The 23,472-nt window shown below is 71.1% G+C and carries 19 protein-coding genes; 1 reads left to right on the plus strand and 18 read right to left on the minus strand.

Annotated elements, in window-relative coordinates:
- Window positions 1-98 precede the first annotated feature (98 nt).
- Window positions 99-1,487, plus strand: a complete 1,389-nt coding sequence (locus tag IEZ19_RS24535) for an OFA family MFS transporter (RefSeq protein ID WP_189313447.1) — start codon at window positions 99-101, stop codon at window positions 1,485-1,487.
- Between the two features lie 135 nt (window positions 1,488-1,622).
- Here IEZ19_RS24535 and IEZ19_RS24540 read toward each other — a convergent pair whose 3' ends face one another.
- From IEZ19_RS24540 to IEZ19_RS24625, 18 genes are all read right to left on the minus strand, one after another.
- A complete protein-coding gene (locus tag IEZ19_RS24540; RefSeq protein ID WP_189313448.1) occupies window positions 1,623-2,768 on the minus strand; it encodes a sugar phosphate isomerase/epimerase family protein in 1,146 nt (381 codons plus the stop codon).
- Complete coding sequence (locus IEZ19_RS24545; RefSeq protein WP_189313449.1) at window positions 2,765-4,195, minus strand: alkaline phosphatase family protein; 1,431 nt, start codon at window positions 4,193-4,195, stop codon at window positions 2,765-2,767. Before IEZ19_RS24545 ends, IEZ19_RS24540 begins: the two co-directional genes overlap by 4 nt.
- Window positions 4,192-5,361 (minus strand): metabolite traffic protein EboE, encoded by a 1,170-nt coding sequence (gene eboE, locus IEZ19_RS24550; protein ID WP_189313450.1) that lies wholly within the window; start codon window positions 5,359-5,361, stop codon window positions 4,192-4,194. Before eboE ends, IEZ19_RS24545 begins: the two co-directional genes overlap by 4 nt.
- 3 nt (window positions 5,362-5,364) lie before the next feature.
- The gene (locus IEZ19_RS24555) at window positions 5,365-6,213 is read right to left on the minus strand and encodes a TatD family hydrolase (protein WP_189313451.1); all 849 of its coding nucleotides are present in this window, start codon (window positions 6,211-6,213) and stop codon (window positions 5,365-5,367) included.
- On the minus strand, window positions 6,213-6,899 hold the full coding sequence (locus IEZ19_RS24560; protein WP_189313452.1) for an EboA domain-containing protein: 687 nt from the start codon (window positions 6,897-6,899) through the stop codon (window positions 6,213-6,215). The genes IEZ19_RS24555 and IEZ19_RS24560 overlap by 1 nt, the downstream gene beginning before the upstream one ends.
- A complete protein-coding gene (locus IEZ19_RS24565; RefSeq protein WP_189313453.1) occupies window positions 6,896-7,801 on the minus strand; it encodes a sugar phosphate isomerase/epimerase family protein in 906 nt (301 codons plus the stop codon). Before IEZ19_RS24565 ends, IEZ19_RS24560 begins: the two co-directional genes overlap by 4 nt.
- Complete coding sequence (locus tag IEZ19_RS24570; RefSeq protein ID WP_189313454.1) at window positions 7,798-8,745, minus strand: SCO3242 family prenyltransferase; 948 nt, start codon at window positions 8,743-8,745, stop codon at window positions 7,798-7,800. The genes IEZ19_RS24565 and IEZ19_RS24570 overlap by 4 nt, the downstream gene beginning before the upstream one ends.
- Window positions 8,742-9,863, minus strand: coding sequence for an inositol-3-phosphate synthase (locus IEZ19_RS24575; protein WP_189313455.1), 1,122 nt, complete (start codon window positions 9,861-9,863; stop codon window positions 8,742-8,744). The genes IEZ19_RS24570 and IEZ19_RS24575 overlap by 4 nt, the downstream gene beginning before the upstream one ends.
- 85 nt (window positions 9,864-9,948) lie before the next feature.
- Complete coding sequence (locus tag IEZ19_RS24580; RefSeq protein WP_189313456.1) at window positions 9,949-11,295, minus strand: ThuA domain-containing protein; 1,347 nt, start codon at window positions 11,293-11,295, stop codon at window positions 9,949-9,951.
- Window positions 11,296-11,308: 13 nt separating this feature from the next.
- Window positions 11,309-13,816: a PQQ-dependent sugar dehydrogenase gene (locus IEZ19_RS24585; RefSeq protein WP_189313457.1), complete on the minus strand. Its 2,508-nt coding sequence runs from the start codon at window positions 13,814-13,816 to the stop codon at window positions 11,309-11,311.
- A gap of 102 nt (window positions 13,817-13,918) precedes the next feature.
- Window positions 13,919-14,917 (minus strand): sugar phosphate isomerase/epimerase family protein, encoded by a 999-nt coding sequence (locus IEZ19_RS24590; RefSeq protein ID WP_189313458.1) that lies wholly within the window; start codon window positions 14,915-14,917, stop codon window positions 13,919-13,921.
- 13 nt (window positions 14,918-14,930) lie between these two features.
- Window positions 14,931-16,139, minus strand: coding sequence for a Gfo/Idh/MocA family protein (locus IEZ19_RS24595; RefSeq protein ID WP_189313459.1), 1,209 nt, complete (start codon window positions 16,137-16,139; stop codon window positions 14,931-14,933).
- A gap of 96 nt (window positions 16,140-16,235) precedes the next feature.
- Window positions 16,236-17,276, minus strand: coding sequence for a substrate-binding domain-containing protein (locus IEZ19_RS24600; RefSeq protein ID WP_189313460.1), 1,041 nt, complete (start codon window positions 17,274-17,276; stop codon window positions 16,236-16,238).
- A 17-nt stretch (window positions 17,277-17,293) separates the two neighbouring features.
- A complete protein-coding gene (locus IEZ19_RS24605; protein ID WP_189313461.1) occupies window positions 17,294-18,313 on the minus strand; it encodes an ABC transporter permease in 1,020 nt (339 codons plus the stop codon).
- The gene (locus IEZ19_RS24610) at window positions 18,310-19,827 is read right to left on the minus strand and encodes a sugar ABC transporter ATP-binding protein (protein ID WP_189313462.1); all 1,518 of its coding nucleotides are present in this window, start codon (window positions 19,825-19,827) and stop codon (window positions 18,310-18,312) included. Before IEZ19_RS24610 ends, IEZ19_RS24605 begins: the two co-directional genes overlap by 4 nt.
- Window positions 19,828-19,915: 88 nt before the next feature.
- Window positions 19,916-21,097: an ROK family protein gene (locus tag IEZ19_RS24615; RefSeq protein WP_189313463.1), complete on the minus strand. Its 1,182-nt coding sequence runs from the start codon at window positions 21,095-21,097 to the stop codon at window positions 19,916-19,918.
- Between the two features lie 466 nt (window positions 21,098-21,563).
- Window positions 21,564-22,241, minus strand: a complete 678-nt coding sequence (locus tag IEZ19_RS24620) for a GntR family transcriptional regulator (protein WP_189313464.1) — start codon at window positions 22,239-22,241, stop codon at window positions 21,564-21,566.
- Window positions 22,242-22,403: 162 nt separating this feature from the next.
- Window positions 22,404-23,351, minus strand: a complete 948-nt coding sequence (locus IEZ19_RS24625) for a beta-ketoacyl-ACP synthase III (RefSeq protein ID WP_189313465.1) — start codon at window positions 23,349-23,351, stop codon at window positions 22,404-22,406.
- Window positions 23,352-23,472 lie beyond the last annotated feature (121 nt).

Genomic DNA, 23,472 nt, shown 5'->3' on the forward strand with positions numbered 1-23,472 from the left:
TAGCGCGGTCGGCCGCCTCCAGGTCCCGTGCGCGCACGAAACGCATTTGGACAGGGGGCGCTGGCCAGATCTTTCGAACGCAAGGGGTTACAACTGACATGACGACGACCGATTCGACAGGGTCCGTGCCTTACCGGGAGGTGACGGACGCAAACGGCCGCGTATACCGGATAGGCGAGACCGATCGCGATCTCCTCGGCCACTCACGCAAGTTCATGATGTACTTGCCGTGGGTCGCGATGATCGCGATCAGCGTCTTCGAGTACGCCTACGGCTCGGCGGAGGACACGCTGTCCGAGGCGCACGGCTGGACGCAGAGCAACACCTTCTGGATCCTGAGCGTCTGGGTCTTCTTCCAGGCCGGTGTCGCAACACCGACCGGCTGGCTCCGGGAGAGGGGCAAAGTCACGGCACGGCAGGCCATGTTCACGGGCTCGGTGCTGTGCATCATCGGCTTCCTGGCGCTGTCGCATTTCCACAACGTCTGGATGGCGATTCTCGGGTTCGGCGTGATCGGCGGCCTCGGTGCCGGCGCGATCTATGCGACCTGCATCAACATGGTCGGCAAGTGGTTCCCGGAGAAGCGGGGCGCCAAGACCGGCTTCGTGAACGGCGGATTCGCCTACGGCGCCCTGCCGTTCATCTTCATCTTCAACTACGCCTTCGATACCTCGAACTACAACGCGATCCTGGACATCGTCGGCGTCTACATTCTGATCGTCGTCGCCATCTGCGCGTACTTCTTCAAGGACCCGCCGAAGAACTGGTGGCCCGCGGACATCGACCCGCTGGCCCAGGCGGGCAAGCAGAACAGCGCGCAGAGCGTCCAGAAGAACCCTCCCGCGGTGCATCAGTACACGCCGAAGGAGGCCCTGCGGACGCCCCAGCTGTACCTGATGTGGATCTCCATCGTGATGACCGCGGGTGTCTCCATCTTCGGCATCTCCTTCCAGGTCGACTACGCCAAGGAGATCGGCTTCGGCCCGCTGGTCGCGGCCTCGTCGATGGGCATCCTGTCCGTCGTCAACGGCGTCGGGCGGGCGGTCGTGGGCTGGCTGTCCGACAACTTGGGCCGCAAGGCGACCCTGGTCTTCGTGATCGTCGTCCTGGGCCTGGCCCAGTTCGGTGTGATCTGGGCCGGCAACATCCACAACGAGGCGCTGTTCCTGATCTTCGCCTTCCTCTCCGGGTTCGGCGGCGGCGCATTTTACCCGCTGTTCGCGGCACTCACGCCGGACTACTTCGGCGAGAACTACAACGCCACGAACTACGGGATGGTGTACAGCGGCAAGCTGGTCAGCGGCCTGTTCGGCGGTGGCCTTGGCTCCATGGTGGTCGACTCGTGGGGCTACAACGGCGCCTACGGGCTGGCCGGCGGCATCTCCATGGTGGCTGCCGCGATAGCCCTGTTCCTGAAGCAGCCGGGCCGCAGGAGCACCAGGTCCGTCGCACCCAACCTGCAGCCACTGGGCGAGGAAGTCGCGTGACGTCCGGGCGGCCCGCCGCCATGCACCGTCCCCACGACCTGTGAGCCGTATCCGCTCTGCCGGCAGCGAAGCCTGAGGCGGTCCTTCCCCCTGGGGGAAGGACCGCCTCGGTCGTTCCTGAGGGGCGTCGCCCGGTCAGGCGCGACGCAGGGCGGCGAGGTTCCGGTATCCGATGTGGGCGTGTTCCAGGGACTGGCCCGGGTCGGTGGAGCTCGGCGCGTTGTCCTGCTCGACCATCGGGTTGTGGTAGTTGCGGTGGCCCACCCGGGAGAAGAACGTCGTGTAGTCGATGACGCCGGTGCCGAACGGGACCATGTCGTAGCCCTCCCCGTTGGTGGTGTTGACGACGCCGTCCTTCGCGTGGAACAGGGGATAGCGCTTGTTGTGGCGTTCGACCAGACCCGCCGGGTCGAAGACGTTCTCCTGCGTGGAGCCGTCGTGCGCGGTGTGGGTGTGGAACTTGTACTGGGCCACGTGCGCCCAGTAGATGTCCATCTCCAGCCAGATCAGCTTGGGGTCGGTGATGGACAGGAAGTACTCCAGCTTGCGGATGCCGGAGCTGCGCGTCGGGCGGCCCTGGGCGTCGAGCGGGCCGCCGTCGAGCAGGAAGCCGTACGCGGCGTCGTGGTTGTGGGTGTACAGCTTGATCCCCGCCACCCGGGCGATCTCGCCGAGGGCGTGCCACTTGTCGGCGGCGACGTCCCAGTCGGCCTTGTAGGCGCTGCCGGTGGGGTCGTTGCCGGTGCCCATGTGGTCCATGCCGAGGATGTTGGCGATTTCCAGGTGCTTCTTGAAGGTGTCCAGGTCGGCGCTGGTCAGCGGCCAGGAGCCGGGGATGAAGCCGTGGTTGCCCTGGGCCCGCAGCCCGTACTCGTCCAGCCAGCTCCGCAGCAGCCGGGCGCCCTCGACGGACTCCAGGTTGGCGCCGCCGGGCGCGTTCGCGTGCTGGCCGTAGCCGGCGAACTCGACCTGCCGGTAGCCGAAGCGGGCGAGCTGCTGGAACACGTCGCGGAATCCGGAGGGCAGGGTGGTGGACAACGGGTCGCGACCGGTGGCGTCGCGAACGGTGTAGAGGATGATGCCGCGCTTGTCGGCCGGCACCAGCGACTGGCCTCTGCCGGTGGCCGGGGCCGGGGTCTCGGCGGCGTGCACGGGGCTCGCGCCGAAGACGGGCGCGGCGACGGCTCCCGCGGCCACGGCGGTGCAGGTGCTCAGGAAGCGGCGGCGGCCGATGCCGAGGCTGCGGCGCAGGAGTTCGTCGGTGTGCTGGGTGTCGTTCACGGGTGCCTCTCTCTGGACTGGTCGTCAGGCCGGTCGAGGCCGGCGAGTCGGAGCAGGAGTGACTTCACGTCGGTGGCCGCGAGACGGTCACCGACGGCGCGGGGGGTGGAGCAGATGAGGAGCGGACCGTCGTCGTCGCGCTCCGGGAGGCGGCCGTGGCTGCCGCGGATGGGTGAGGCGTCGAGGGGCACGACCGCCATGCGGTAGCGCAGGCCGAGCTTCTTGCGGGCGAGCGCGGTGGCGGCCTTGACCTTGACGTAGGGGTCGTGCGGGTCCATGAACAGCTCGACAGGGTCGTAGCCGGGTTTGCGGTGGATCTCGACGAGCTGCGCGAAGTCGGGGGCACGGGCGTCGTCGAGCCAGTAGTAGTACGTGAACCAGGCGTCGGGTTCCGCGACGGCGACGAGTTCGCCCGAGCGCGGATGGTCGAGGTGGTGTGCCTTCTTGCCCTCGTCGTCGAGGAGTTGGGCAAGGCCCGGCAGTCCGTCGAGCGCGGTCCGGGTCGCGTCCAGGTCCTCGGGGCGACGCACATAGACATGGGCGATCTGGTGGTCGGCGACCGCGAAGGCGCGGGAGGCCATCGGGTCCAGGTACTCCATCCCGTCCTGAGTGTGCACGTCGAGCAGTCCGGCCCTGCGCAGCGCGCGGTTGATGTGGACGGGCCGGTCGGCGCGGGTGATGCCGTATTCGGACAGGGCGACGACGGTACGGCCCTCGGCGCGGGCGTCGTCCAGCAGCGGGGCCAGGGCGGCGTCCAGGTCGGCGGCCGCCCGCAGGGAGCGCGGGTCGTCGGGGCCGTAGCGCTGCAGGTCGTAGTCGAGGTGCGGGACGTAGCACAGGGCGAGGTCGGGGTGCCGGGTGCGCAGGATGTGGCGGGTGGCGTCGATGATCCACCGGCTGGAGACGAGGTCGGCGCCGGGTCCCCAGAAGTGGAAGAGCGGGAACGTACCGAATTTCTCGGTGAGTTCGTCGTGCAGGGCCGGTGGGCGGGTGTAGCAGTCGGGTTCTTTGCGTCCGTCGGCGTAGTAGACGGGGCGTGGGGTGACGGTGATGTCGGTGTCGGCGCCCATCGCGTACCACCAGCAGATGTTGGCGACCGTGTAGCCGGGGTGCGCGCGGCGGGCCGCGTCCCACAGCTTGTCCCCGGAAACGAGGCCGTTGTGCTGCCGCCACAGGAGTACGTCGCCGAGGTCACGGAAGTACCAGCCGTTGCCGACGATGCCGTGTTCGTTCGGCATGGTGCCGGTCAGGAAGGTGGACTGGGCGGCGCAGGTGACGGCGGGCAGGACGGTGCCGAGCGTGGCCCGTGAGCCGGACTGGCCGAGGGCCTTGAGGTGGGGCATGTGGTCGAGGAGGCGGGGGGTGAGGCCGACGACGTCCAGGACGAGGAGCGGGGTGGGGCCGGTGCCTGTCCGGTCGGTGCTCATGGCAGCTCCTTCAGGCCGAGGTCGGTCAACAGGTCGCGGGCCAGGGTGAGTTCTGCGGCGATGCCGTCGGCGAGCCGGCTGCGGTCGCGGGGCCGCAGTGCGGGCGGGAGTGCCTGCCAGGTGTAGGTCTCGACCTCGAGGTGGCGGGTCAGCGGATGCGGTCCGCCGACGAGCCGGGCCAGAGCGGCTCTGAGGACCGGGAGGGTTGAGGTGAGGGGCGCGGTGGGCGCCGCGTGCAGCGGGACGTGGAAGTGGGCGCGCCAGGGGGTGGTGGCGGGCAGGGTGTCACCGCGCAGGGCCTCGTCCAGGTCGTCGGTGCCGTGCAGGCCGGTGGCCGTGCGGACGCGCGTCTGGTGCAGGAAGCGGGGTTCGGCGAAGGCGGCGAGGGCTTTGCGTACGTGGGGCCGGTCCGGGTGCTCGGCGTGCAGGGCGGCGGAGAGCTGGGACTTGACGACGGGGACGCCGGCGCGGGTGAGCGCGTCCAGGGCGGTGTGCGGATCCTCGAACGAGGTGGCGAGGTGGCAGGTGTCCACGCAGATGCCGATGCGGTCATGGCCGATCGCGGTGAGCGGGGCGATGGCGTCACCGGTGGTCTCGACGACACAGCCGGGCTCCGGCTCCAGGCCGACGCGGATGGAGCGGCCGGTGAGGTCTTCGAGGGCGTCGAGCCGCTCGGCGAGGGTGCGCAGGGCGCCGCGGCAGGCCTCGACGCGGTCATCGCCCCCGTGCGTGCGCCAGGCGAGCGGCAGGGTGGAGATGCTGCCCTCGGCGGTGTCGTCGGGGAGGAGGACGGCCAGGATGCGCGCGAGGGCGAGCGTGTGGGCCGGTCGCTCGGGGTCGGCCCAATCGGGCTTGTAGACACGGTACTTGACCTCTTCGGCGCCGAAACCCTGGTAGGGGAAGCCGTTGAGGGTGACGACCTCGAGGCCGCGGCGGTCGAGTTCGGCGCGCAGGGTGCGCAGGGCCACGGGGTCCGTGTCGAGGGCGCGGGCGGCGTCCCGGGCCAGCCAGAGCCCGATGCCGAGCCGGTCGCGCCCGAGCCGGCGGCGTACGGGTTCGCAGTGGTCGCGGAGTTGGGCGAGGACGCCGTCGAGGGTCTCGGCGGGGTGCACGTTGGTGCAGTAGGCGAGGTGGACGACGGTGCCGTCGGGGTGTCGGAAGCGCATCGCTCACTCCCCGCCGCGCAGGATGCTGTTGCCCTCGTGCGTGGCGTCGGTCGCGGCGATGTCGAGGTCGAGGCGGCCGCTGAGGGAGTAGAAGGCGACGGGGTTGCGCCACAGCACCCGGTCGACGTCGTCCTCGCCGAACCCCTCGGCCAGCATCAGGTCGCCGACCCTGCGCGTCTTGAGGGGATCGCTTCTGCCCCAGTCGGCGGCGGAGTTGACCAGGACCTTTTCGGGGCCGTACGCGCGCAGGATCGCGACCATCCGCACCTCGTCCATCTTCGTCTCGGGGTAGACGGAGAAGCCGAGCCAGGCGCCGCTGTCCTTGGCGTCCTTGACGGTCGTCTCGTTGAGATGGTCGACCAGCACCCGCTCCACGGGCAGCGCGGACTCCCGCACGACGTCGAGGGTGCGGCGCAGGCCGGCGAGCTTGTCGCGGTGCGGCGTGTGCACCAGGGCGGGCAGGTCGTGGTCGGCGGCGAGTTGCAGCTGGGCGGCCAGGGCGGTGTCCTCGGCCGGGGTCATGGAGTCGTAGCCGATCTCGCCGACGGCCACGACACCGTCCTTGACGAGGTACCGGGGCAGTTCGTCGAGGACGGGCACGCAGCGGGGGTCGCCCGCCTCCTTGGGGTTCAACGCCAGCGTGCAGTGGTGGGCGATGCCGTGCTGGGCGGCGCGGAAGGGCTCCCAGCCCAGGAGCGAGTCGAAGTAGTCGAGGAAGGAGGCCGGGGAGGTGCGGGGCTGGCCGAGCCAGAACGACGGTTCGACGACGGCGCGGACTCCGGCCGCGTGCATGGCCTCGTAGTCGTCGGTGGTCCGGGACGTCATGTGGATGTGGGGGTCGAAGATGCGCATCAGGACTCCTTGCCGTGAGGGCCGTCCGTGGTGTGCGGCGGGGCCGTGGCGTCGGTCAGGGCCATGACGCGGTACAGACCGTCGGGCACGGGACGGCCCGCTGCGGTGCGTTCCGCGGCGAAGTCGCCGAGCATGCGGGCGAGTTCGGTGTCGCCCCGGGCACGCCGGGCCAGGTCGGCCACCTCGTCGACGGACACACCGGTGAACAGGCACTTGAGGATGGCGTGCCGCCAGGCGTGGGCGTCGAGATGCCGGGCGGCGTACGGCCCGACGGCGGCAGCCAGCAGCCGGGTGTCGTTGGTGCGCAGCGCGTCCTCGACCAGCGGGAGGGCGCCGGGGCCCGGTACGAGGTGCGGGAGGGCGTGCAGGACGGCGCGGCGTTCGCCGGCGGTGCCCTGGCGGTAGACGCGGGTGAGGGCGTCGGCGTCGGCGCGGGCCGCGTGGAGGATGAGGACGCGGGCGGCCTCGGCGTGGGCGGACCCGCAGTGGCGTCCGGCCTCGGCGATGCGCAACTCCCAGACGGAGACGGGGCCGTGGCTGCCGGGGTGGGTGGCGGCCTCGTCGAGGGCCCTGGTGAGCCAGACACGGGCGGCGTCGGTGAGGTCGGCGTCGAGGTGCGCGCGCAGGTCGTCCAGCGGGGTGGCGTCGGCGACCGGGGTGTCCGTTCCGGTGGGCCGGTCGGTCATGTGGTTCTCCCTTCCTGGGTGGCGGAGGGCTCGCCGGGGGAGTGAATGGGGGCAGCCGCGTCGCGGAGGAAGGAGAGCGAGCGAGCGGCCTGATGGGGGCCGGCGTGGGAGTGGCGGGGCAGTTCGACGACGGTCAGTCCCTGATAGCCGCTGTCGGCCAGTGCGGCGAGGACGGGCGGGAAGTCGATCTCGCCGTCCCCGAACGGCAGGTGCTCGTGCACCCCGCGCCGCATGTCCTCGATCTGCACGTGCCGCAGCCACGGCGCGGCGGCGCGTACGCAGTCGGCGGGAGGGAGGGGTTCGAGGCACTGGCAGTGGCCGATGTCGAGGGTGAGACCGAGGAGTCCGGGGTCACCGAGGGCACGGCGGAGGTGATGGAAGTCGGCGAGGGTGGCGAGGAGGTGACCGGGTTCGGGCTCCACGGCGAGGGGGACATCGGCGGTCGCGGCGGCGTCCAGGACGGGGGTGAGGGCTTCGGCCAGACGCTTCCAGGCGGTGTCCTCGTCGGTGCCGGCCGGGGTGATCCCGCTGAAGCAGTGCACGGCGTGGGCGCCGAGGTCGGCGGCCACGTGAACGGCACGGATCAGCAGGTCCACACGGCGGGCGCGGTTCTCGGGGTCCGGATCGAGGAGAGAAGGGCCGTGCTTGCGCCGGGGGTCGAGCACGTAGCGGGCGCCGGTCTCCACGGTGACCGAGAGCCCGAGCGCGGCGAGCCGCCGCGCCACGTGGCGGGTGCGGGTGGGGAGGTCCGGGGCGAGCGGGTCGAGGTGCATGTGGTCGAGGGTCAGTCCGACGCCGTCGTAGCCGAGGTCGGCGAGGAGGGCGAGGGCGTCGTCGAGGCGGAGGTCGGTGAGGCCGTTGGTGCCGTAGCCGAAGCGCGGCAGGGGAGCCTTGGTGGTCATGTCACGCTCACCTTCTTCGCGAACTTCGCGGCGAGCGGGGCCAGGGCGGCGGTGAGCAGCGCCGTGACCGGGGCACCGGCGCGGGCGGACAGGGCGGCCTGGAGCGGAATGGTCGCGCGGATGCCACCGCCGACGGCTCGCTGGGTGAGGGGAGGCGACGGGTTGAGGGTGGCGTGGAAGTAGGGGCGGGCGGCCACGGCCGTGTAAGCGGCGGTGAGGACGCTGCCCAGCGGGAGTGGGAGGCGGGGGCGGGCGGCGCGGCTCGGTCGCGGGGCGGCGGCGCCGATGCCCGGCAGGCTGGGGGTGACTGCGGCACCCCGGCCTGCCGGGAGCTCACGCGACAGGAGGAAGCCGAGTGCGCCGGTCGTCACCAACGCGGCGAGCGGTGGCAGGGCTGCGCCACCGGTCGTCTCGCGGCGGGACACCGTGGTGAGCGCCAGGGTGTGGGCACTCAGGAGCGCGGCTGAGGGCAGGGCGCGGCGGGTCGCGCCCGGTGCGGGCCGGGTGGCCGCGGCGCCCAGCAGAAGGTCGAGGCCTCGGGCCGCCGCCATGGCCACGGGACCGGCCGGGGTGTGCTTCAGCTTCAGGTCGTACGCCCACACCGTCGCCGCGAGTGGGGCGGCGACGGCGAGGGCGGGACGACCGGCGCGGGACGCGAGGACGAGCCCCGCCGCGGTGAAGGCGCAGGCCGCCATGAGCGCTGCCGCAGGCTGCACACGTCCCGAAGGAATGGGCCGGTGCGGGCGTTCCACAGCGTCCTCGTCCCGGTCGGCCCAGTCGTTGAGGGCCATGCCCGCTTCGTAGAGACAGAGCGAGGAGCCGATGGCCTGCAGGGTGCGTCGACCGGGTCGGGCCGACACCGCTGCCGCCCCGGCCAGCGCGTCACCGGGCACCGTGAACAGGGCGGGCAGCCGCAGCAGTTCGGCCCAGGCCCGCGCGTTCACGCCGTTCCCCGCAACCGTTGCCCGAACCGCACGAGCGCCGTGTACTGCTCCCCCAGTGACGAAGGCCCCTCCCCCAACGGGTCCTTGAAGTAAAAGCCCAGGTCGGTCAGTGGTCCCGCGATCTCCAACTCCTGGGCGCGAAGGGTCAGTCGGGCCAGGTCCAGGACCAGGGGTGCCGCCAGGGCCGAGTCGCAGCCCTGCCAGATGGTCTGGAGGACCATGCGGGTGCCGAGGAAGCCGTCGAAGGCGACGTGGTCCCAGGCCGTCTTCCAGTCACCGAGGGCGGGGACGTCGTCGATGTGGACCTCGCCCTGCGGTGCCGTACCGAGGGTGTCGGTGAGGACCCGTTCCTTGCCGGCGTTCTTGGCAGCGGCGGCCGCCGGGTCGGCCAGTGCCGCACCGTCGCCGCCGCCCAGCAGGTTGGTGCCGGACCAGGCGCGTACGGCCAGCGCCCGCTGCGCGAACATCGGGCCGAGGACCGACCGCAACAGGGTCTGCCCTGTCTTGCCGTCCCGTCCGGCGTACGGCAACCCGCTCGCGGCGGCCTCGGCTGCCGTCGTCGGATGGTGCAGCCCGGTCGACGGTGTGAAGTTGACGTAGCCGCAGCCCGCGCGCACGGCCGCCGCCGCGTACAGCGAACTCGGTGGCAGCGCAGCCCCGTCGGAGGCCGGTTCGGTGGAGGCCACGTTCACCACCACGGCCCGATCCAGCCGCCCCCGCCGTACGAAGTCCCGGATGTCCGCGGCGAAGGCGTCGATCAGCTCCTCCGGGTCGCGGGTGTCACCCGGGGCCGGGCCGCCGGGCCGTATCTCCGCGTCCGCGGCGGCGAGTTCGGCGGCGATTGCCGCCGGGAGGCCGTGCGGCAGCACGCCGCCCGCCGCCAGTTCCTCCGCCCGCTTGGGCAGTGGGCAGTCGACCGTGTCATGGCCGCCGAAGACCAGTGACGTCAGCGGTGGCAGACCGCTGTCGGCGAACGGGGGTGTCTCGGTGACCATGCCGGCGGGCGGGTGCAGGCCCGCCGCGACGGCGGCACAGCCGGCCACGGCGGTGGTGGCGACGGAGCCGCGGGCACCGATCAGCCACACTCCCACACGGGCTCGGGAGAGGGACGCGGACATGGGCAGCCTCCTTGACGTGCGGAACCCCGGGTGAGCCGGGACGAAGACGGCGGGCGGGGGTCCGGCGTCCCCCGCCCGCCGCCGCTCACTTGCCCCTGACGGGCAGTTCCTTGATCCGGACGTCGCGGAAGGACACCTCGTCACCGGCTCCGTGGTTCTGGATGCCGATGTGTCCGTCGCGCAGGCTCCGGGCCGGATCGGTGTTGGTGAAATCGTTGATCTTCACGCCGTTGAGCCAGACGCGGAGGCGCTCGCCCTCCACGCGGATCTCGTACGTGTTCCACTCCCCCGGCTGATTCAGCGCGCGGTCGCGCTTCTTCAGATCGGCGGAACGGAAGCCGTAGACGGACCCCGTGGTCTTCTCGGGTACGTCGGTGGCGTCGATCTGGACCTCATAGCCGTTGTCGACCGCCGACCACGGGTCGTCCGAGGGCGGGAAGCCCACGAACACACCCGAGTTGTCGTCGCCGGCCACCTTCCAGTCGAGCTTCAGCGAGTACGAGCGGAAGGCCGACGGGGTGTACCAGAGCATCCCCAGGCCGCCGTTCGACGTCAGCGTGCCGTCGTCGGACAGGGTGAAGCCGCCCGGGCCCGCCTGCCGCCAGCCGTCCAGCGAGGCGGCCGTGCCGTCGAAGAGCGGCCGGTAGCCGTTCTCCGGGCGGCAGTCGGCCTGGGCGTCGCCGATGGCCCAGCGGATGCCGCCCAGCAGGTGCTGCCGGAAGGCGGGGTCGGTGTAGGACTCCTTGGTGTGGCCCTCGCCGGTGTAGAAGGCCCGGCCGCCCTGGTAGTTCTGGCACCAGGCGATGGGGTGGTCCCCGTTCATGGTGCCGCCGCTGTACGAGGACTCGTCCAGCGACTGCAGGACGTGGGCGCGTTCGCGGGGGTTGGAGCGGTAGTTGTACCACTCGTCGGTGCGGTTCCAGGTCATGCCCAGGTGGGAGGTGGCCGGGTTGGCGCGGTCCTCCACGTTCACCCTGGCGGACTGGATCGCGGGGTGGTTCCGGAAGTAGGCGCCCGCGATACCGCCGTAGAACGCCCAGTCGTACTCGGTGTCGGCGGCCGAGTGGACACCGACGTAGGCTCCGCCGTCGTGGATGTAGCCCTCGAACGCCGCCTGCTGGGTGTCGTCGAGGACGTCACCGGTCGTCGACATGAAGACGACGGCGGCATAGCGTTCCAGGTTCCCGCCCGTGAAGGCACCGGCGTCCTCGGTGGTGTCGACCGCGAATCCGTTGGCCTCGCCGAGCTCCTTGATGGTGGCGATGCCCTGGGGGATCGAGTCGTGCCGGAAAGCGGCGGTCTTGGAGAAGACCAGGACCCGTTTGGCGTCGGGCTTGCCGTTGCCCGGGTCGGACACGGCGGGTGCCGTCATGGAGCCGAGGAGCAGAGCGGCTCCGAGAACTCCCGTGGTGATTCTGCCCATTGAGCGCATGATGGGCCCCCTCTCAGCTCGTGGTGAAGGTGAAGTCGTCGACGTCGAACAGGGCGCCGGCGCCTCCCTTGAAGACCAGGTAGAGCGCGGTGGTGCCGACCGGGGCGTTGGACAGGTTCGCGCTGACGTCCTGGAAGTTCTCCCAGCCGCCGGTCACCGGCACGGTGGCCGCGCCGAGCAGGGTGCCCGTGGGCGAGCCCGCGCGGACCTCGAGGGTGCCGCCCGCGCCGCCGGAGGCGATCCGGGCGCTGATCGAGGTGGCGTTGCTCAGGACGTACGGCTTGAAGGAGATCCAGTCGCCGTTGTCGACGTCGCCCACCGTCCTGCCGCCGTGCGCGGTCGGCTTGTCGTAGACCTTGATGCCGGAGGAGTCGCCGAAGTGCTCGGCCTGGCGGTGCTTGGGCTGGGTGACGTGCCGGTCGTGCGTGGTGAGCGGGGCCTGCCCGCCGCCTCCGCCGTCCGTGTACTGCGCGTCGAAGACCCCGAAGATGTTGGCGTCCTGGTCGTGGCCGCCGTCGGCCGTGGTCTGGATGGTGCCGGAGCAGCCGTTGGCGGAGGTCAGCGGGTGGCCGTGGGTGTCGTGGCCGAGGATGAAGTTGACGGTGACCTTGGAGCAGTCGATGGCCTTGCCGTCCTCGGGGTCGCTCACCTTCACCTTGAACGGAACGGCGTCGCCGAATGCGAACAGCTGGCCGTCCTCGGGCAGTTGGAGGGTGACCTTGGGGGCGGTGTTGCCGACGACGATCTGGACGCTGGCGGTGCCGGTGCGGTCCGTCGTGTCCTTCACGGTGAGGGTCGCGGTGTAGGTGCCGTTCGTCCGGTACTTGTGCGCGGGGTTGGCGGCCGTCGACGTGGTGCCGTCACCGAAGTCCCAGCTGTAGGTGAGCGCGTCGCCGTCCTTGTCGGTCGTCCCGGCGGAGGAGAAGTTCACGTTCATGGGCGCCTGCCCGGAGGTGCGGTCGGCCGCCGCCTGCGCCACCGGCGAGTGGCGCCCGGTCACGTTCTCGATGCGGTACAGGCCCGAGTTGTCGTCGCCGCCGAACCAGCTGGTGCCGTAGTCCAGGACGTACAGGGCGCCGTCGGGCCCGAAGGCCATGTCCATGATCTGGGTGCCGGTCCACGGGAACGGATTGATGGACTGGACGTTGCCGGCGTCGTCGCTGACGATGCGCTTGATCCAGCGGCGGCCGAACTCACCGGCGAAGAAGTTGCCGTCGTAGGCCTCGGGGAACTTCACGGGCGAGTCGAGCGTGGCGTCGTAGTGGTAGACGGGTCCGCCCATCGGGGACTCGGAGCCGCTGCCGAACTCCGGTACGGAGCCGCCGTCGTAGGGGATCCAGGCGGGCTGCGCCGGAGGCAGGTCGGTCAGGCCTGTGTTGTTCGGGGAGTCGTTCTTCGGGGCGGCGCAGTCGAACGTGGCGCCGGAGACCTTGGTCCCGAAGTCGTAGTCCACGTAGGCGTCGTTCTTGCCGGTGCAGTAGGGCCAGCCGAAGTTGCCAGGACCGGTGACGCGGGCGAACTCGACCTGACCGCCGGGTCCGCGCTCAGGGTCGGCGGCGCCGGCGTCCGGGCCGTAGTCGCCGACGTAGACGATGCCGGTCTTCTTGTCGACGCTGAACCGGAACGGGTTGCGGAAGCCCATGGCATAGATCTCGGGCCGTGTCTTGGGCGTGCCGGGCGCGAAGAGGTTGCCGTCCGGGATGGAGTACGAGCCGTCGGCGTTCACCTTGATGCGCAGGATCTTGCCGCGCAGGTCGTTGGTGTTGCCGGACGAACGCTGGGCGTCGAACGCCGGGTTGCGGTCGGATCGTTCGTCGATGGGGTTGAAACCGTCCGACTGGAACGGGTTGGAGTCGTCGCCCGTCGACAGGTAGAGGTTGCCGGCCGCGTCGAAGTCGATGTCACCACCGACGTGGCAGCAGATACCGCGCGACGTCTTGACCTCGAGGACGTTCTTCTCGCTCGCGGTGTCGAGGGTGCCGTCCTCCTTCAGCACGAAGCGGGAGAGGCGGTTGACGCCGTCGAAGGGCGCGAAGTCGGCCGCGGTGCCGGTCTCGGGGGCGTCGCCCGGCGGGGTGTTCAACGGGGGTGCGTAGTAGAGGTAGATGAACCGGTTGGTGGAGAAGTCCGGGTCGATGCCGACGCCTTGGAGTCCCTCCTCGTCATGGGAGTAGACGTCCAGCTTGCCGGCCAGCTTGGTGTTGCCCGCCGCGTCGGTGAGGCGGAGTTCGCCGTCGCGTGAGGTGTGCAGGACCGAGCGGTCCGGCAGGACGGCGAGCGACATGGGCTCGCCGACCTCCGGCTCGCCCTTGGCGAGGGTGACCTGCTGGAAGTCCTCGGCCGCGGCGGCCGCCGGCGCGGTGCCCGGGTCGGCGACGGCTGCGCCGGCCTGGGGGGTGGTGAGACTGAGGGTGGCGCCCGCGAGCAGGGCCCCGCTGAACAGGGCCATCGCGGTACGGAAGCGGCGTCGTCTGTGGGTCTCGATTCTGTCGGTACGGGTGGTTCGGATGTTCCCGTGCACGAGTGCCTCCAGAAAGGGGCCGGTTGTACGGGCGGGTGCATGCGCCGGGATGCGCCGTCATCCCGGAGAGCGGACGAGAAGTCAGGTGTGATCGCGCACAGCTCAGTTGCCGAACGCGGCGTCGAAGGAGGCCGTCGGGGGCTCGAAGTCGAACGCCTTGAGGCGGGTCAGGGCCTCGGGTGCGCCCTGCAGCCGGTCCATGCCGGCGTCCTCCCACTCCACGGAGATCGGGCCCTGGTAGCCGATGGAGCGCAGCATCCGGAAGACGTCCTCCCAGGGGACGTCGCCGTGTCCCGCGGACACGAAGTCCCAGCCGCGCCGAGGGTCGCCCCAGGGCAGATGGGAGCCGAGGCGGCCGTTGCGGCCGTCGAGGCGCTTGCGGGCCTCCTTGCAGTCGACGTGGTAGATGCGGTCGCGGAAGTCCCACAGGAAGCCGACGGGGTCGAGGTCCTGCCACACGAAGTGGGAGGGGTCGAAGTTGAGGCCGAAGGCGGGCCGGTGGTCGACGGCCGCGAGAGCGCGCTGGGTCGTCCAGTAGTCGTAGGCGATCTCGCTGGGGTGGACCTCGTGCGCGAACCGCACGCCCTCGGCGTCGAAGACGTCGAGGATCGGGTTCCAGCGCTCGGCGAAGTCGTCGTAGCCGCGCTCGATCATCGCCTCGGGGGCGGGCGGGAACATGGCGACCAGGTGCCAGATCGCGGATCCTGTGAAGCCGATGACGGTGTCGACGCCGAAGGCCGCCGCCGCGCGTGCGGTGTCGGCGATCTCTGCGCCAGCCCGCCGGCGTACGCCCTCGGCGTCGCCGTCGCCCCAGATGCGGTCGGGCAGGATGCCCCGGTGCCGCTCGTCGATGATGGCGTCGCACACCGCCTGACCGACCAGGTGGTTGGAGATGGCCCAGCACTTGAGGCCGTACGTGTCGAGGAGCTGGTGGCGGGACTTGAGGTACGACGGGTCGGCGAGGGCCTTGTCGACCTCGAAGTGGTCTCCCCAGCAGGCGAGTTCGAGTCCGTCGTAGCCGAAATCGCGGGCGAGGCGGCAGACCTCCTCGAGCGGCAGGTCGGCCCACTGGCCGGTGAAGAGCGTGAAGTTGCGCGGCATTCGCGTGGCCTCCTCAGACCGCGACGGGCGTGTAGAGGGAGTTCTTCTCGGCGCTCTCCTCGACCGCGGCCAGGACGCGCTGGACCTGGAGTCCGTCGGCGAAGGAGGGATCGGGACCGCGGCCCTCGGCGATGGCGTGCACGAGGTCACGGGCCTGGTGGACGAAGGAGTGCTCGTAGCCGAGGCCGTGACCCGGGGGCCACCAGGCGTCCAGGTAGGGGTGGTCGGGTTCGGTGACGAGGATGCGGCGGAACCCGGCGTGCGTGCCCGGTTCGGTGGCGTCGTGGTAGTACAGCTCGTTGAGCCGCTCCAGATCGAAGGCCAACGAGCCGCGCTCGCCGTTGAGTTCGATGCGCAAAGCGTTCTTGCGTCCGGTGGCGTACCGGGTGGCCTCGAAGGAGGCGAGGGCGCCGGAGGCGAAGCGGCCGGTGAACAGGGCGGCGTCGTCGACGGTGACCGGTCCGGTGCCGGCGGCGGACACGGCGGCGAGGCCGCTGGTGGGGGCCGCCGGCAGCGGGCGTTCGCGGACGAAGGTCTCGGTGAGCGCGGAGACCCCGGCCAGCCGCTCCCCCGCCAGATACTGGGCAAGGTCGACGATATGGGCGCCCAGGTCACCGAGCGAGCCCGACCCGGCCTGGTCCCTGCGCAGCCGCCAGGTCAGCGGGAAGGCGGGGTCGACCAGCCAGTCCTGCAGGTACATCACCCGGACGTGCCGCAGGGTGCCGAGCCTGCCCTCGGCGACCATGTGCCGGGCGAAGGCGGTGGCGGGCAGCCGGCGGTAGTTGAAGCCGACCATCGCCGACTGGCCGCGGGCCCGGGCCGCTTCGGCGGCCTCGCTCATCGCCGCCGCCTCCTCGACGGTGTTGGCGAGGGGCTTCTCGCACAGCACGTGCTTGCCGGCCGCGAGCGCGGCGAGCGCGATCTCCGCGTGGCTGTCGCCGGGGGTGCAGATGTCGACGAGGTCGATGTCGTCCCGGGCGACGAGGTCACGCCAGTCGGTCTCTGCGGTGGCCCAGCCGAGCCGGTCGGCCGCCGCCCGCACGGCGGCGCCGTCGCGGCCGCAGATCGCGGCCAGGACCGGCCGCAGCGGCAGGTCGAAGACGCGGCCCACGGTGCGCCAGCCCTGGGAGTGGGCGGCGCCCATGAAGGCGTAGCCGACCATGCCGACCCGAAGGGGCGGCTTGTCCGACTCTGTGCCTTCCGGCTGCTGCGGCTGTCCCATACGGATGTCTCCTCGTCCTCGTGGTGATGCGCCGTACCGCGCCGGGTCCGGTCCGTGGGCCGGGCGCGGCGCCGTGGGGGGTGCGGGCGGAACCGGTCAGCGGAAGCCGGTGGGCATGTACTGGTCGACGTTGTCCTTGTCGACGACCGCCGAGTAGAGCGTGATCGACGCCGGGATCTCGAACTCCGCGAGACCGCCGATGCCCTTGGCCTGGCCGAGGGCCCGGGCGAGGTCGATCGCGGAGGCGGCCATCGTCGGCGGGTAGAGCACGGTCGCCTTGAGCACACCGTTGTCCTGCTTGATCGCCTGGAACGCGGAGAGCGCCCCGGCCCCGCCGACCATCAGGAAGTCGTCCCGGCCGGCCTGCTCGATGGCCCGCAGCGCGCCCACGCCCTGGTCGTCGTCGTGGTTCCACAGGGCGTCGAACTTCGACTGGGCCTGCAGGAGTTGGGCCATCTTGGCCTGGCCGGACTCGACCGTGAACTCGGCCGCCTGGCGGGCGACCTTCTTGATGTTGGGGTAGTTCTTGAGGGCGTCGTCGAAGCCCTGGGTGCGCTGCCTGGTCAGCTCCAGGTTGTCGATCCCGGCGAGTTCGATGACGCGGGCGTTCGCCTTGCCCTTGAGCTTCTCGCCGATGTACGTCCCGGCGTTGAGGCCCATGCCGTAGTTGTCGCCGCCGATCCAGCACCGGTAGGCCTGGGGGGTGTTGAAGACCCGGTCCAGGTTGATCACCGGGATGCCGGCGCGCATCGCCTTGAGGCCGACCTGGGTGAGGGCCTTGCCGTCGGCGGGCAGCACCACCAGCACGTCGACCTTCTTGTTGATCAGGGTCTCGATCTGGCCGATCTGCGCGGCCGTGTCGTTGGAGCCCTCGGTGATCTCCAGGGAGACGTCCGAGTACTTCTTGGCCCGGTTCTTGGCGTTGTCGTTGATGGCGTTGAGCCAGCCGTGGTCGGCCTGCGGTCCGGCGAAGCCGATGGTGACGTGCTTGCCGGGCTTGTCGTCGGCGGCCGGCTGGTCGTTCGCGGCCGGCTTCTCGTCCTTGTTGTCATTGCTCGTGCAACCTGCGAGGAGGGCACCGGCCGAGACGGCGGCGGTCCCGAAGAGCAGTCCTCTGCGACTGGTGAGGTGTGACATGTCGGTGAACCCTTTCCTCAGGTCGTGCTTGCGGTACGGCGCTGGACCAGCACGGCGGCGACGATGATCGCGCCCTTGGCAATCTGCTGAACGTCGCTCTGCAGGTTGTTCAGGGCGAAGATGTTGGTGATCGTGGTGAAGATCAGGACGCCGAGCACGGAGCCGGTGATGGTGCCGCGGCCCCCGCTGAGCAGGGTTCCGCCGATGATCGCGGCAGCGATGGCGTCGAGTTCGTAGAGGTTGCCGTTGGTGTTCTGGCCGGAGCCGGACAGGATGATCAGCAGGAAGGCGGCGATCCCGCAGCACAGCCCCGACAGCAGGTACAGGTACAGCCGCTGGCGCCGTACGTCGATGCCGGCGAGCCGGGCCGCCTCCGCGTTGCCGCCGACGGCGACCGTGCGCCGGCCGAAGGTGGTGCGGTTGAGCACGAGCCAGCCGATGACCGTCACGACCGCGAAGACGAGAACGAGTGGCGGGATGCCGAGGACATACGAGTCGCGCTCGCCGAGGTTCAGGATCCCGTCCACCGTGACGATCTGCGTCTTGCCGTCGGTGATCTGCAGGGCGAGTCCGCGCGCCGAGGCGAGCATGGCGAGCGTGGCGATGAACGGCACCATGCCGCCGTACGCGACGAGCAGTCCGTTGACGAGGCCGCAGCCCACGCCGACGATCACCGCGGTGAACAGGATGCCCGCGAAGCCGTACTCCTGCGTCGCCACCGTGGTCGCCCACACCGAGGAGAGGGCGACGATCGCGCCCACCGACAGGTCGATGCCGCCGGAGGTGATGACGAAGGTCATGCCGACCGTGACGACGCCGATCACCGAGGCCTGGGTGAGGACGAGTTGGAGGTTGCGGGTGTCGAGGAACTCGTCGGGCTTGGTGACGCCGCCGATCAGCACCAGCGCGGCGAGCACGCCGAGGAGCGACAGGGTACGGACGTCGGCGCGGCCCAACAGGGTGCGCCAGGCGGGGAGTTGCTCGGTCAACGGCACCTTGTCGGCGCTGCCCCGCGGCGGGGAGACGTGCTGCGTCATGACGCCGGGCTTCCTTCCATGACGAGGTCGAGTACACGGTGTTCGTCCAGCTCGCGGGCGTGCGCCTCGTGTACGACGCGTCCCTCGCGCAGTACCAGCACGCGGTCGGCGAGGCCGAGCACCTCCGGGACCTCGCTGGAGACCAGCAGCACGGCGAGGCCCTCGTCGGCGAGCCGGCGGACCACCGCGTACAGCTCGGCACGGGCGCCGACGTCGACGCCCCGGGTCGGCTCGTCGAGCAGCAGGACGCGGCAGCCGCGCAGCAGCCAGCGGGCCAGGACGGCCTTCTGCTGGTTGCCGCCGGAGAGCGTGCGCACGGGCACGGCGGGGTTGTCGGGGCGCAGTGACAGTTCACGGGTGGCCGCGCGGGCCGCCCCGCTCTCGGCGCGCCGGTCGATCCAGCCGCCGCGCGAGAAGCGGGACAGCGTGGAGACGGACACGTTGCGGGTGACGGACTCCAGCATCAGCAGGGCCTGCGCCTTGCGTTCCTCGGGGGCGAGCCCGAGTCCGGCGCGGACGGCCGAGCGCACACTGCCCGGCCGCAACGGGCGTCCGTCGAGCAGGACTTGACCGGCGGTGGGCTTGCGGGCGCCGTAGATCGTCTCCAGGATCTCGGAGCGACCCGAGCCGACGAGTCCGGCGAGCCCGACGATCTCGCCGGGCCGGACCGTGAGGTCGAGGGCCTCGAACTCACCGTCCCGGGCGAGGCCTCGCACCTCGAGGACCGGTGCGCCGCCCGGGGCGGACACCGGCCGCTCGGGGAAGACGTACTCCACGTTGCGTCCCGTCATCAGCGCCACGACCTCGCGGGTCGGTGTGCTCTTGGCGGGAAGTCCTCCCGCGACCGCCCGCCCGTCCTTGAGCACCGTCACGCGGTCCCCGATGCGGCGGATCTCCTCCAGGCGGTGCGAGATGTAGACGACCGCCACACCGTCCGCGGTCAGGTCGCCGACGATGCGGAAGAGGTTGTCGACCTCGTCCGGGTCGAGGGCGGCGGACGGCTCGTCCATCACGATGAGCCGGACGTCGTGGGAGAGCGCCCGCGCCATGGAGACGATCTGCTGCTGCGCCGCCGACAACTGCCCCACGAGCCGGGTCGGATCGATCTCCGGGTGGCCGAGTCGCTTGAGAAGCTGGGCAGTTGAAACGCGTGCGGCCTTCCCCCGTACGACGAAGCCGGCGGCCGTGGGTTCATGGCCGAGGTGGACGTTCTCGGCGACCGACAGGTGCTCCACCAGGTCGAGTTCCTGGTAGATGGTGGCGATGCCGAGGCGCATGGCGGCGATCGGCGAGCGCAGGGTGACGTCCTCGCCGCGCCAGCGGATGGTGCCGGTGTCCGGCTGGTGGGCACCGGCCAGGACCTTGATGAGCGTGGACTTGCCGGCCCCGTTCTGGCCGAGCAGGCAGTGCACTTCACCGGCCTGGACGTCGAGGTCGACGCCGTCGAGGGCCCGGACGCCGGGGAACGACTTGGTGATCCCGGACATGCTGAGCAGCGGTGGTTCTGGTGCCATGTGGGTTCCCCTCGGCGGGCGTGCGGGCCGGTGTCAGGGCAGGGCGGAGCAGCGTGCTGTGCGGGGGCGGCGCTGGTGGAAGGTGCGGCTACGCGGGTGAGAACAGATGGTCGCTGATCAGGCGGGCCGCGCCGATGACGCCGGCGTTCGGCCCCAACTCCCCCAGCACGATGGGCAGATTGCCCGTCGCCAGAGGCAGAGACTGGCGGTAGACCTGAGTGCGGATCGCGGCGAGCAGGGTGTGGCCGAGGCCGGTCACGCCGCCGCCGATCACCACCAGGCCGGGGTTGAAGAAGGAGACGAGCCCGGCGATGACCTGGCCCGTGCGAGTGCCGCCCTCCCGGATGAGGTCGAGCGAGGTGGCGTCGCCCGCGGCGGCCGCGGCGGCGACGTCGACGGCGGTGAGGCCGCCGTTCGTCTCCAGCCGGGTCGCGAGCTCCGCCGACAGGCCCTGCTGGGCCGCCTCCAGCGCGTCGCGGGCGAGGGCCGCGCCGCTGAAGTGGGCTTCCAGGCAGCCTCGGTTGCCGCAGGCGCACGGGCGTCCGTCGGGCACGGCCTGGATGTGCCCGATGTCGCCCGCGCTGCCCGTCACTCCGCGGTGGACCTCACCGCCGACGACGATGCCGCAGCCGATGCCGGTGCCGATCTTGACGCAGAGGAAGTCGCCCACGGAGCGTGCGACGCCCGCGTGCTGCTCCCCCATCGCCATGAGGTTCACGTCGTTGTCGAGCATGACCGGGCAGCCGAGTTCCTGGCTGAGCGCCTCCCGCACCGGGAAGCCGTCCCAGCCCGGCATGATCGGGGGCGCCACGGGGACACCCTCGGGGAAGCGGACCGGGCCCGGGACGCCGATGCCGGCGCCGTCGAACCCCTCCGCGAGCCCCGTCGCCCTCAACTTCGCGGCCATGGACAGGACTTGCTCGAAGACCGCGACCGGTCCCTCGCGCACGTCCATGGGCTGGTTGAGGTGACCGAGGACCTCCAGCTCCGCGTTGGTGACCGCGACGTCGACCGAGGTCGCGCCGATGTCGACACCGAGGAACCGCAGGTTCGGGGCGAGCCGGATGTTGTGGGAGCGGCGTCCGCCGCGCGAGGCGGCGAGCCCGTCGGCGACGACGAGGCCCGTCTCGAGCAGCCGTTCCACTTCCACGGCGAGCTTGGAGCGCGACAGGTCGATCTGATCGCCCAGCTGTGCACGGGAGTTGGGACCACCGTCGCGCAACAGCTTGAGCACTCGGGCCTGGTGGGCGTTGGCAGGTCGTGCCGTCATGCGTCTCACGAGCCCCTCCCCGCCTCGAATCGGCTGTCGCTGTCGTGCTTTCGAGGGGAATGTAGCAGTGACTGCCGAACCTGGGAAGAAGCTGTGCACGAATTGGTGCCGACTTTCTCCACTCACAAGACAAAGAAAGTCGCGGCGCGGAGGTGACAGTGGTCCCGACCGTTACGCGGACCTCGCCGCCTGCCGCCGCACCCTCGTCGCGCTCCCCTGCGTCGACCTGCCCCGGAGACGGCTGCGGGGACAGCAACGGGCGCATGGGAGCGCCCCGTTCCCCGACGGCGGCGGCTCGGCGGGCTGCGTCGAACTCACGGTCGCCGACGCGGAGTCCCTGTGGGACCTGCTGCACGCCGGCGACCAGGAGTCACGTGTGGGGGCACCGAACCGGGCGCCCGGGAATGAGCGCTAGTGCTGTGACCGGAAAGGTTCACCGGCTCGGCAAACCTTCCCGGCCACAGCACTAGCCCCGCTGCCGCTCGTGGTAGGAGCGCCGGGTGTGCTCCGTGTGTTCGCGCATCAGCACCGTGGCGCGCTGCTCGTCCCGGTCCGCGATCGCCGCGATCAGCCCGCGGTGCTCCACCCAGGACTGCTTGCCGCGCTGCCGGGCCACCGGCGTGTAGTACCAGCGCACCCGGCGGTCGACCTGGCCGGCGAGTTCGGCGAGGACCGCGTTGCCGGCCAGCTCCATGATCTTGGCGTGGAAGGCGGCGTTCAGGGCGACGGCGCCGTCCACGTCGTCGGCCGCGACGGCCTTCTCGCCCTCGGCGCACAGCTCCTCCAGCGCGGCGACACCGGGACTGCCCGCGTGGGCGGCGGCCAGCCGGGCGGCCTCGGCCTCCAGGAGCGTACGGACCGTGAGAAGCTGGTCGGCCTCCTCCTCGGTGGGCTCGTGCACGAACGCACCCTGGGCGGGCCGCAGATCGACCCAGCCCTCGGTGTTGAGACGCTGGAGCGCCTCGCGCACGGGCTGCCGGGAGACGCCGAGGTGTCCGGCGAGTTCGCTCTCGACGAGGTGCTGGCCGGGCTGCAGCGCACGGGTGGTGATGAGTTCGAGCAGTGCCTCGTAGACGCGGTCGCGCAGCGGGCCGGGCCGTTCGAGTTTGGGCACGGCACCCTGCGGCAGTCCGGTCGACAACATCGCGGTCCCCCTCCTCGGCAGGGCCGCGCACGGCGGACGGAAGCTCGTGCGCGCTCGAAGCCCAGTATTTATTGTCTTTCGTCTACAGTCTACGGCGCACAAGTGCCAGAGGGAGCGGGAGTCGGGCACGTCACATCGGCATCCCGACGCCCGCGCGAGGCGTCAGGGACACCGGACGACCTGACCGGCGTACGACAGATTGCCGCCGAAGCCGAAGAGCAGGACGGGGTCGCCCGTCGACACGGCGCCCTGCTCGACGAGCTTGGAGAAGGCGAGGGGGATGCTGGCGGCCGAGGTGTTGCCGGACTCGGCGACGTCACGGGCGACGACCGCGTTGACCGCGCCGAGCTTCTCCGCGAGGGGTTCGATGATGCGCAGGTTGGCCTGGTGCAGCACGACCGCGGCGAGGTTTTCCGGGGCCACCCCGGCCTTCTCACAGGCACGGCGGGCGATGGGCGGCAGCTGCGTGGTGGCCCAGCGGTAGACGCTCTGCCCCTCCTGCGCGAACCGGGGTGGCGTGCCCTCGATGCGCACCGCGTGCCCCATCTCCGGCACGGAGCCCCACAGCACGGGCCCGATGCCGGGCTCCTCGCCGGCCCCGCAGGCCTCCACCACGGCGGCGCCGGCCCCGTCGCCGACGAGGATGCACGTGCTCCGGTCCGTCCAGTCCGTGACGTCGGACATCTTGTCCGCGCCGATCACGAGCGCCCTGGTCGACGCGCCCGCTCTGACCGTGTGGTCGGCGGTGGCGAGGGCGTGTGTGAACCCGGCGCAGACGACGTTGACGTCCATCGCGGCGGGCTGCGGGACACCGAGCCGGGCCGCGACCCGGGCGGCCATGTTCGGGGAGCGGTCGACGGCCGTGGAGGTGGCGACCAGGACCAGGTCGATGTCGCCGGGGGTCAGTCCGGCCGCGGCGAGGGCCTTGGCGGCGGCGTGGGCCGCCAGTTCGTCGACGGGTTCGTCGGGTCCTGCGATGTGCCGGGTGTGGATGCCGACCCGGCTGCGGATCCACTCGTCGCTGGTGTCGACCATGCCCGCCAGGTCCTCGTTGGTGAGCACCCGGGCGGGCTGGTAGTGGCCGACAGCGGCGATGCGCGAGCCGTTCATCTGGGATCCCCCTCGTTGCCGTGGGTAGCGGGATCTTCCAGTGTTGTCAGTGACTCGCGGGTACGGCGGCAGGTGAAGGGACAGGAATCGGGCGCCCGGGTTGTCGGCTTCCGTCAGGATC

The sequence above is a fragment of the Streptomyces brasiliensis genome, from assembly GCF_014647875.1.
GTDB classification, from domain to species: domain Bacteria; phylum Actinomycetota; class Actinomycetes; order Streptomycetales; family Streptomycetaceae; genus Streptomyces; species Streptomyces brasiliensis.

Coding starts and splice junctions, on each gene's coding strand:
- IEZ19_RS24600 (WP_189313460.1), bottom strand. CDS start 17,276: ATGTCACACCTCACCAGTCGCAGAGGACTGCTCTTCGGGACCGCCGCC.
- IEZ19_RS24545 (WP_189313449.1), bottom strand. CDS start 4,195: ATGAGCACCGACCGGACAGGCACCGGCCCCACCCCGCTCCTCGTCCTG.
- IEZ19_RS24610 (WP_189313462.1), bottom strand. CDS start 19,827: ATGGCACCAGAACCACCGCTGCTCAGCATGTCCGGGATCACCAAGTCG.
- IEZ19_RS24565 (WP_189313453.1), bottom strand. CDS start 7,801: ATGACCACCAAGGCTCCCCTGCCGCGCTTCGGCTACGGCACCAACGGC.
- IEZ19_RS24535 (WP_189313447.1), top strand. CDS start 99: ATGACGACGACCGATTCGACAGGGTCCGTGCCTTACCGGGAGGTGACG.
- IEZ19_RS24555 (WP_189313451.1), bottom strand. CDS start 6,213: ATGCGCATCTTCGACCCCCACATCCACATGACGTCCCGGACCACCGAC.
- IEZ19_RS24605 (WP_189313461.1), bottom strand. CDS start 18,313: ATGACGCAGCACGTCTCCCCGCCGCGGGGCAGCGCCGACAAGGTGCCG.
- IEZ19_RS24625 (WP_189313465.1), bottom strand. CDS start 23,351: ATGAACGGCTCGCGCATCGCCGCTGTCGGCCACTACCAGCCCGCCCGG.
- IEZ19_RS24590 (WP_189313458.1), bottom strand. CDS start 14,917: ATGCCGCGCAACTTCACGCTCTTCACCGGCCAGTGGGCCGACCTGCCG.
- IEZ19_RS24560 (WP_189313452.1), bottom strand. CDS start 6,899: ATGACCGACCGGCCCACCGGAACGGACACCCCGGTCGCCGACGCCACC.
- IEZ19_RS24595 (WP_189313459.1), bottom strand. CDS start 16,139: ATGGGACAGCCGCAGCAGCCGGAAGGCACAGAGTCGGACAAGCCGCCC.
- IEZ19_RS24575 (WP_189313455.1), bottom strand. CDS start 9,863: ATGTCCGCGTCCCTCTCCCGAGCCCGTGTGGGAGTGTGGCTGATCGGT.
- IEZ19_RS24580 (WP_189313456.1), bottom strand. CDS start 11,295: ATGCGCTCAATGGGCAGAATCACCACGGGAGTTCTCGGAGCCGCTCTG.
- IEZ19_RS24615 (WP_189313463.1), bottom strand. CDS start 21,097: ATGACGGCACGACCTGCCAACGCCCACCAGGCCCGAGTGCTCAAGCTG.
- IEZ19_RS24620 (WP_189313464.1), bottom strand. CDS start 22,241: ATGTTGTCGACCGGACTGCCGCAGGGTGCCGTGCCCAAACTCGAACGG.
- eboE (WP_189313450.1), bottom strand. CDS start 5,361: ATGCGCTTCCGACACCCCGACGGCACCGTCGTCCACCTCGCCTACTGC.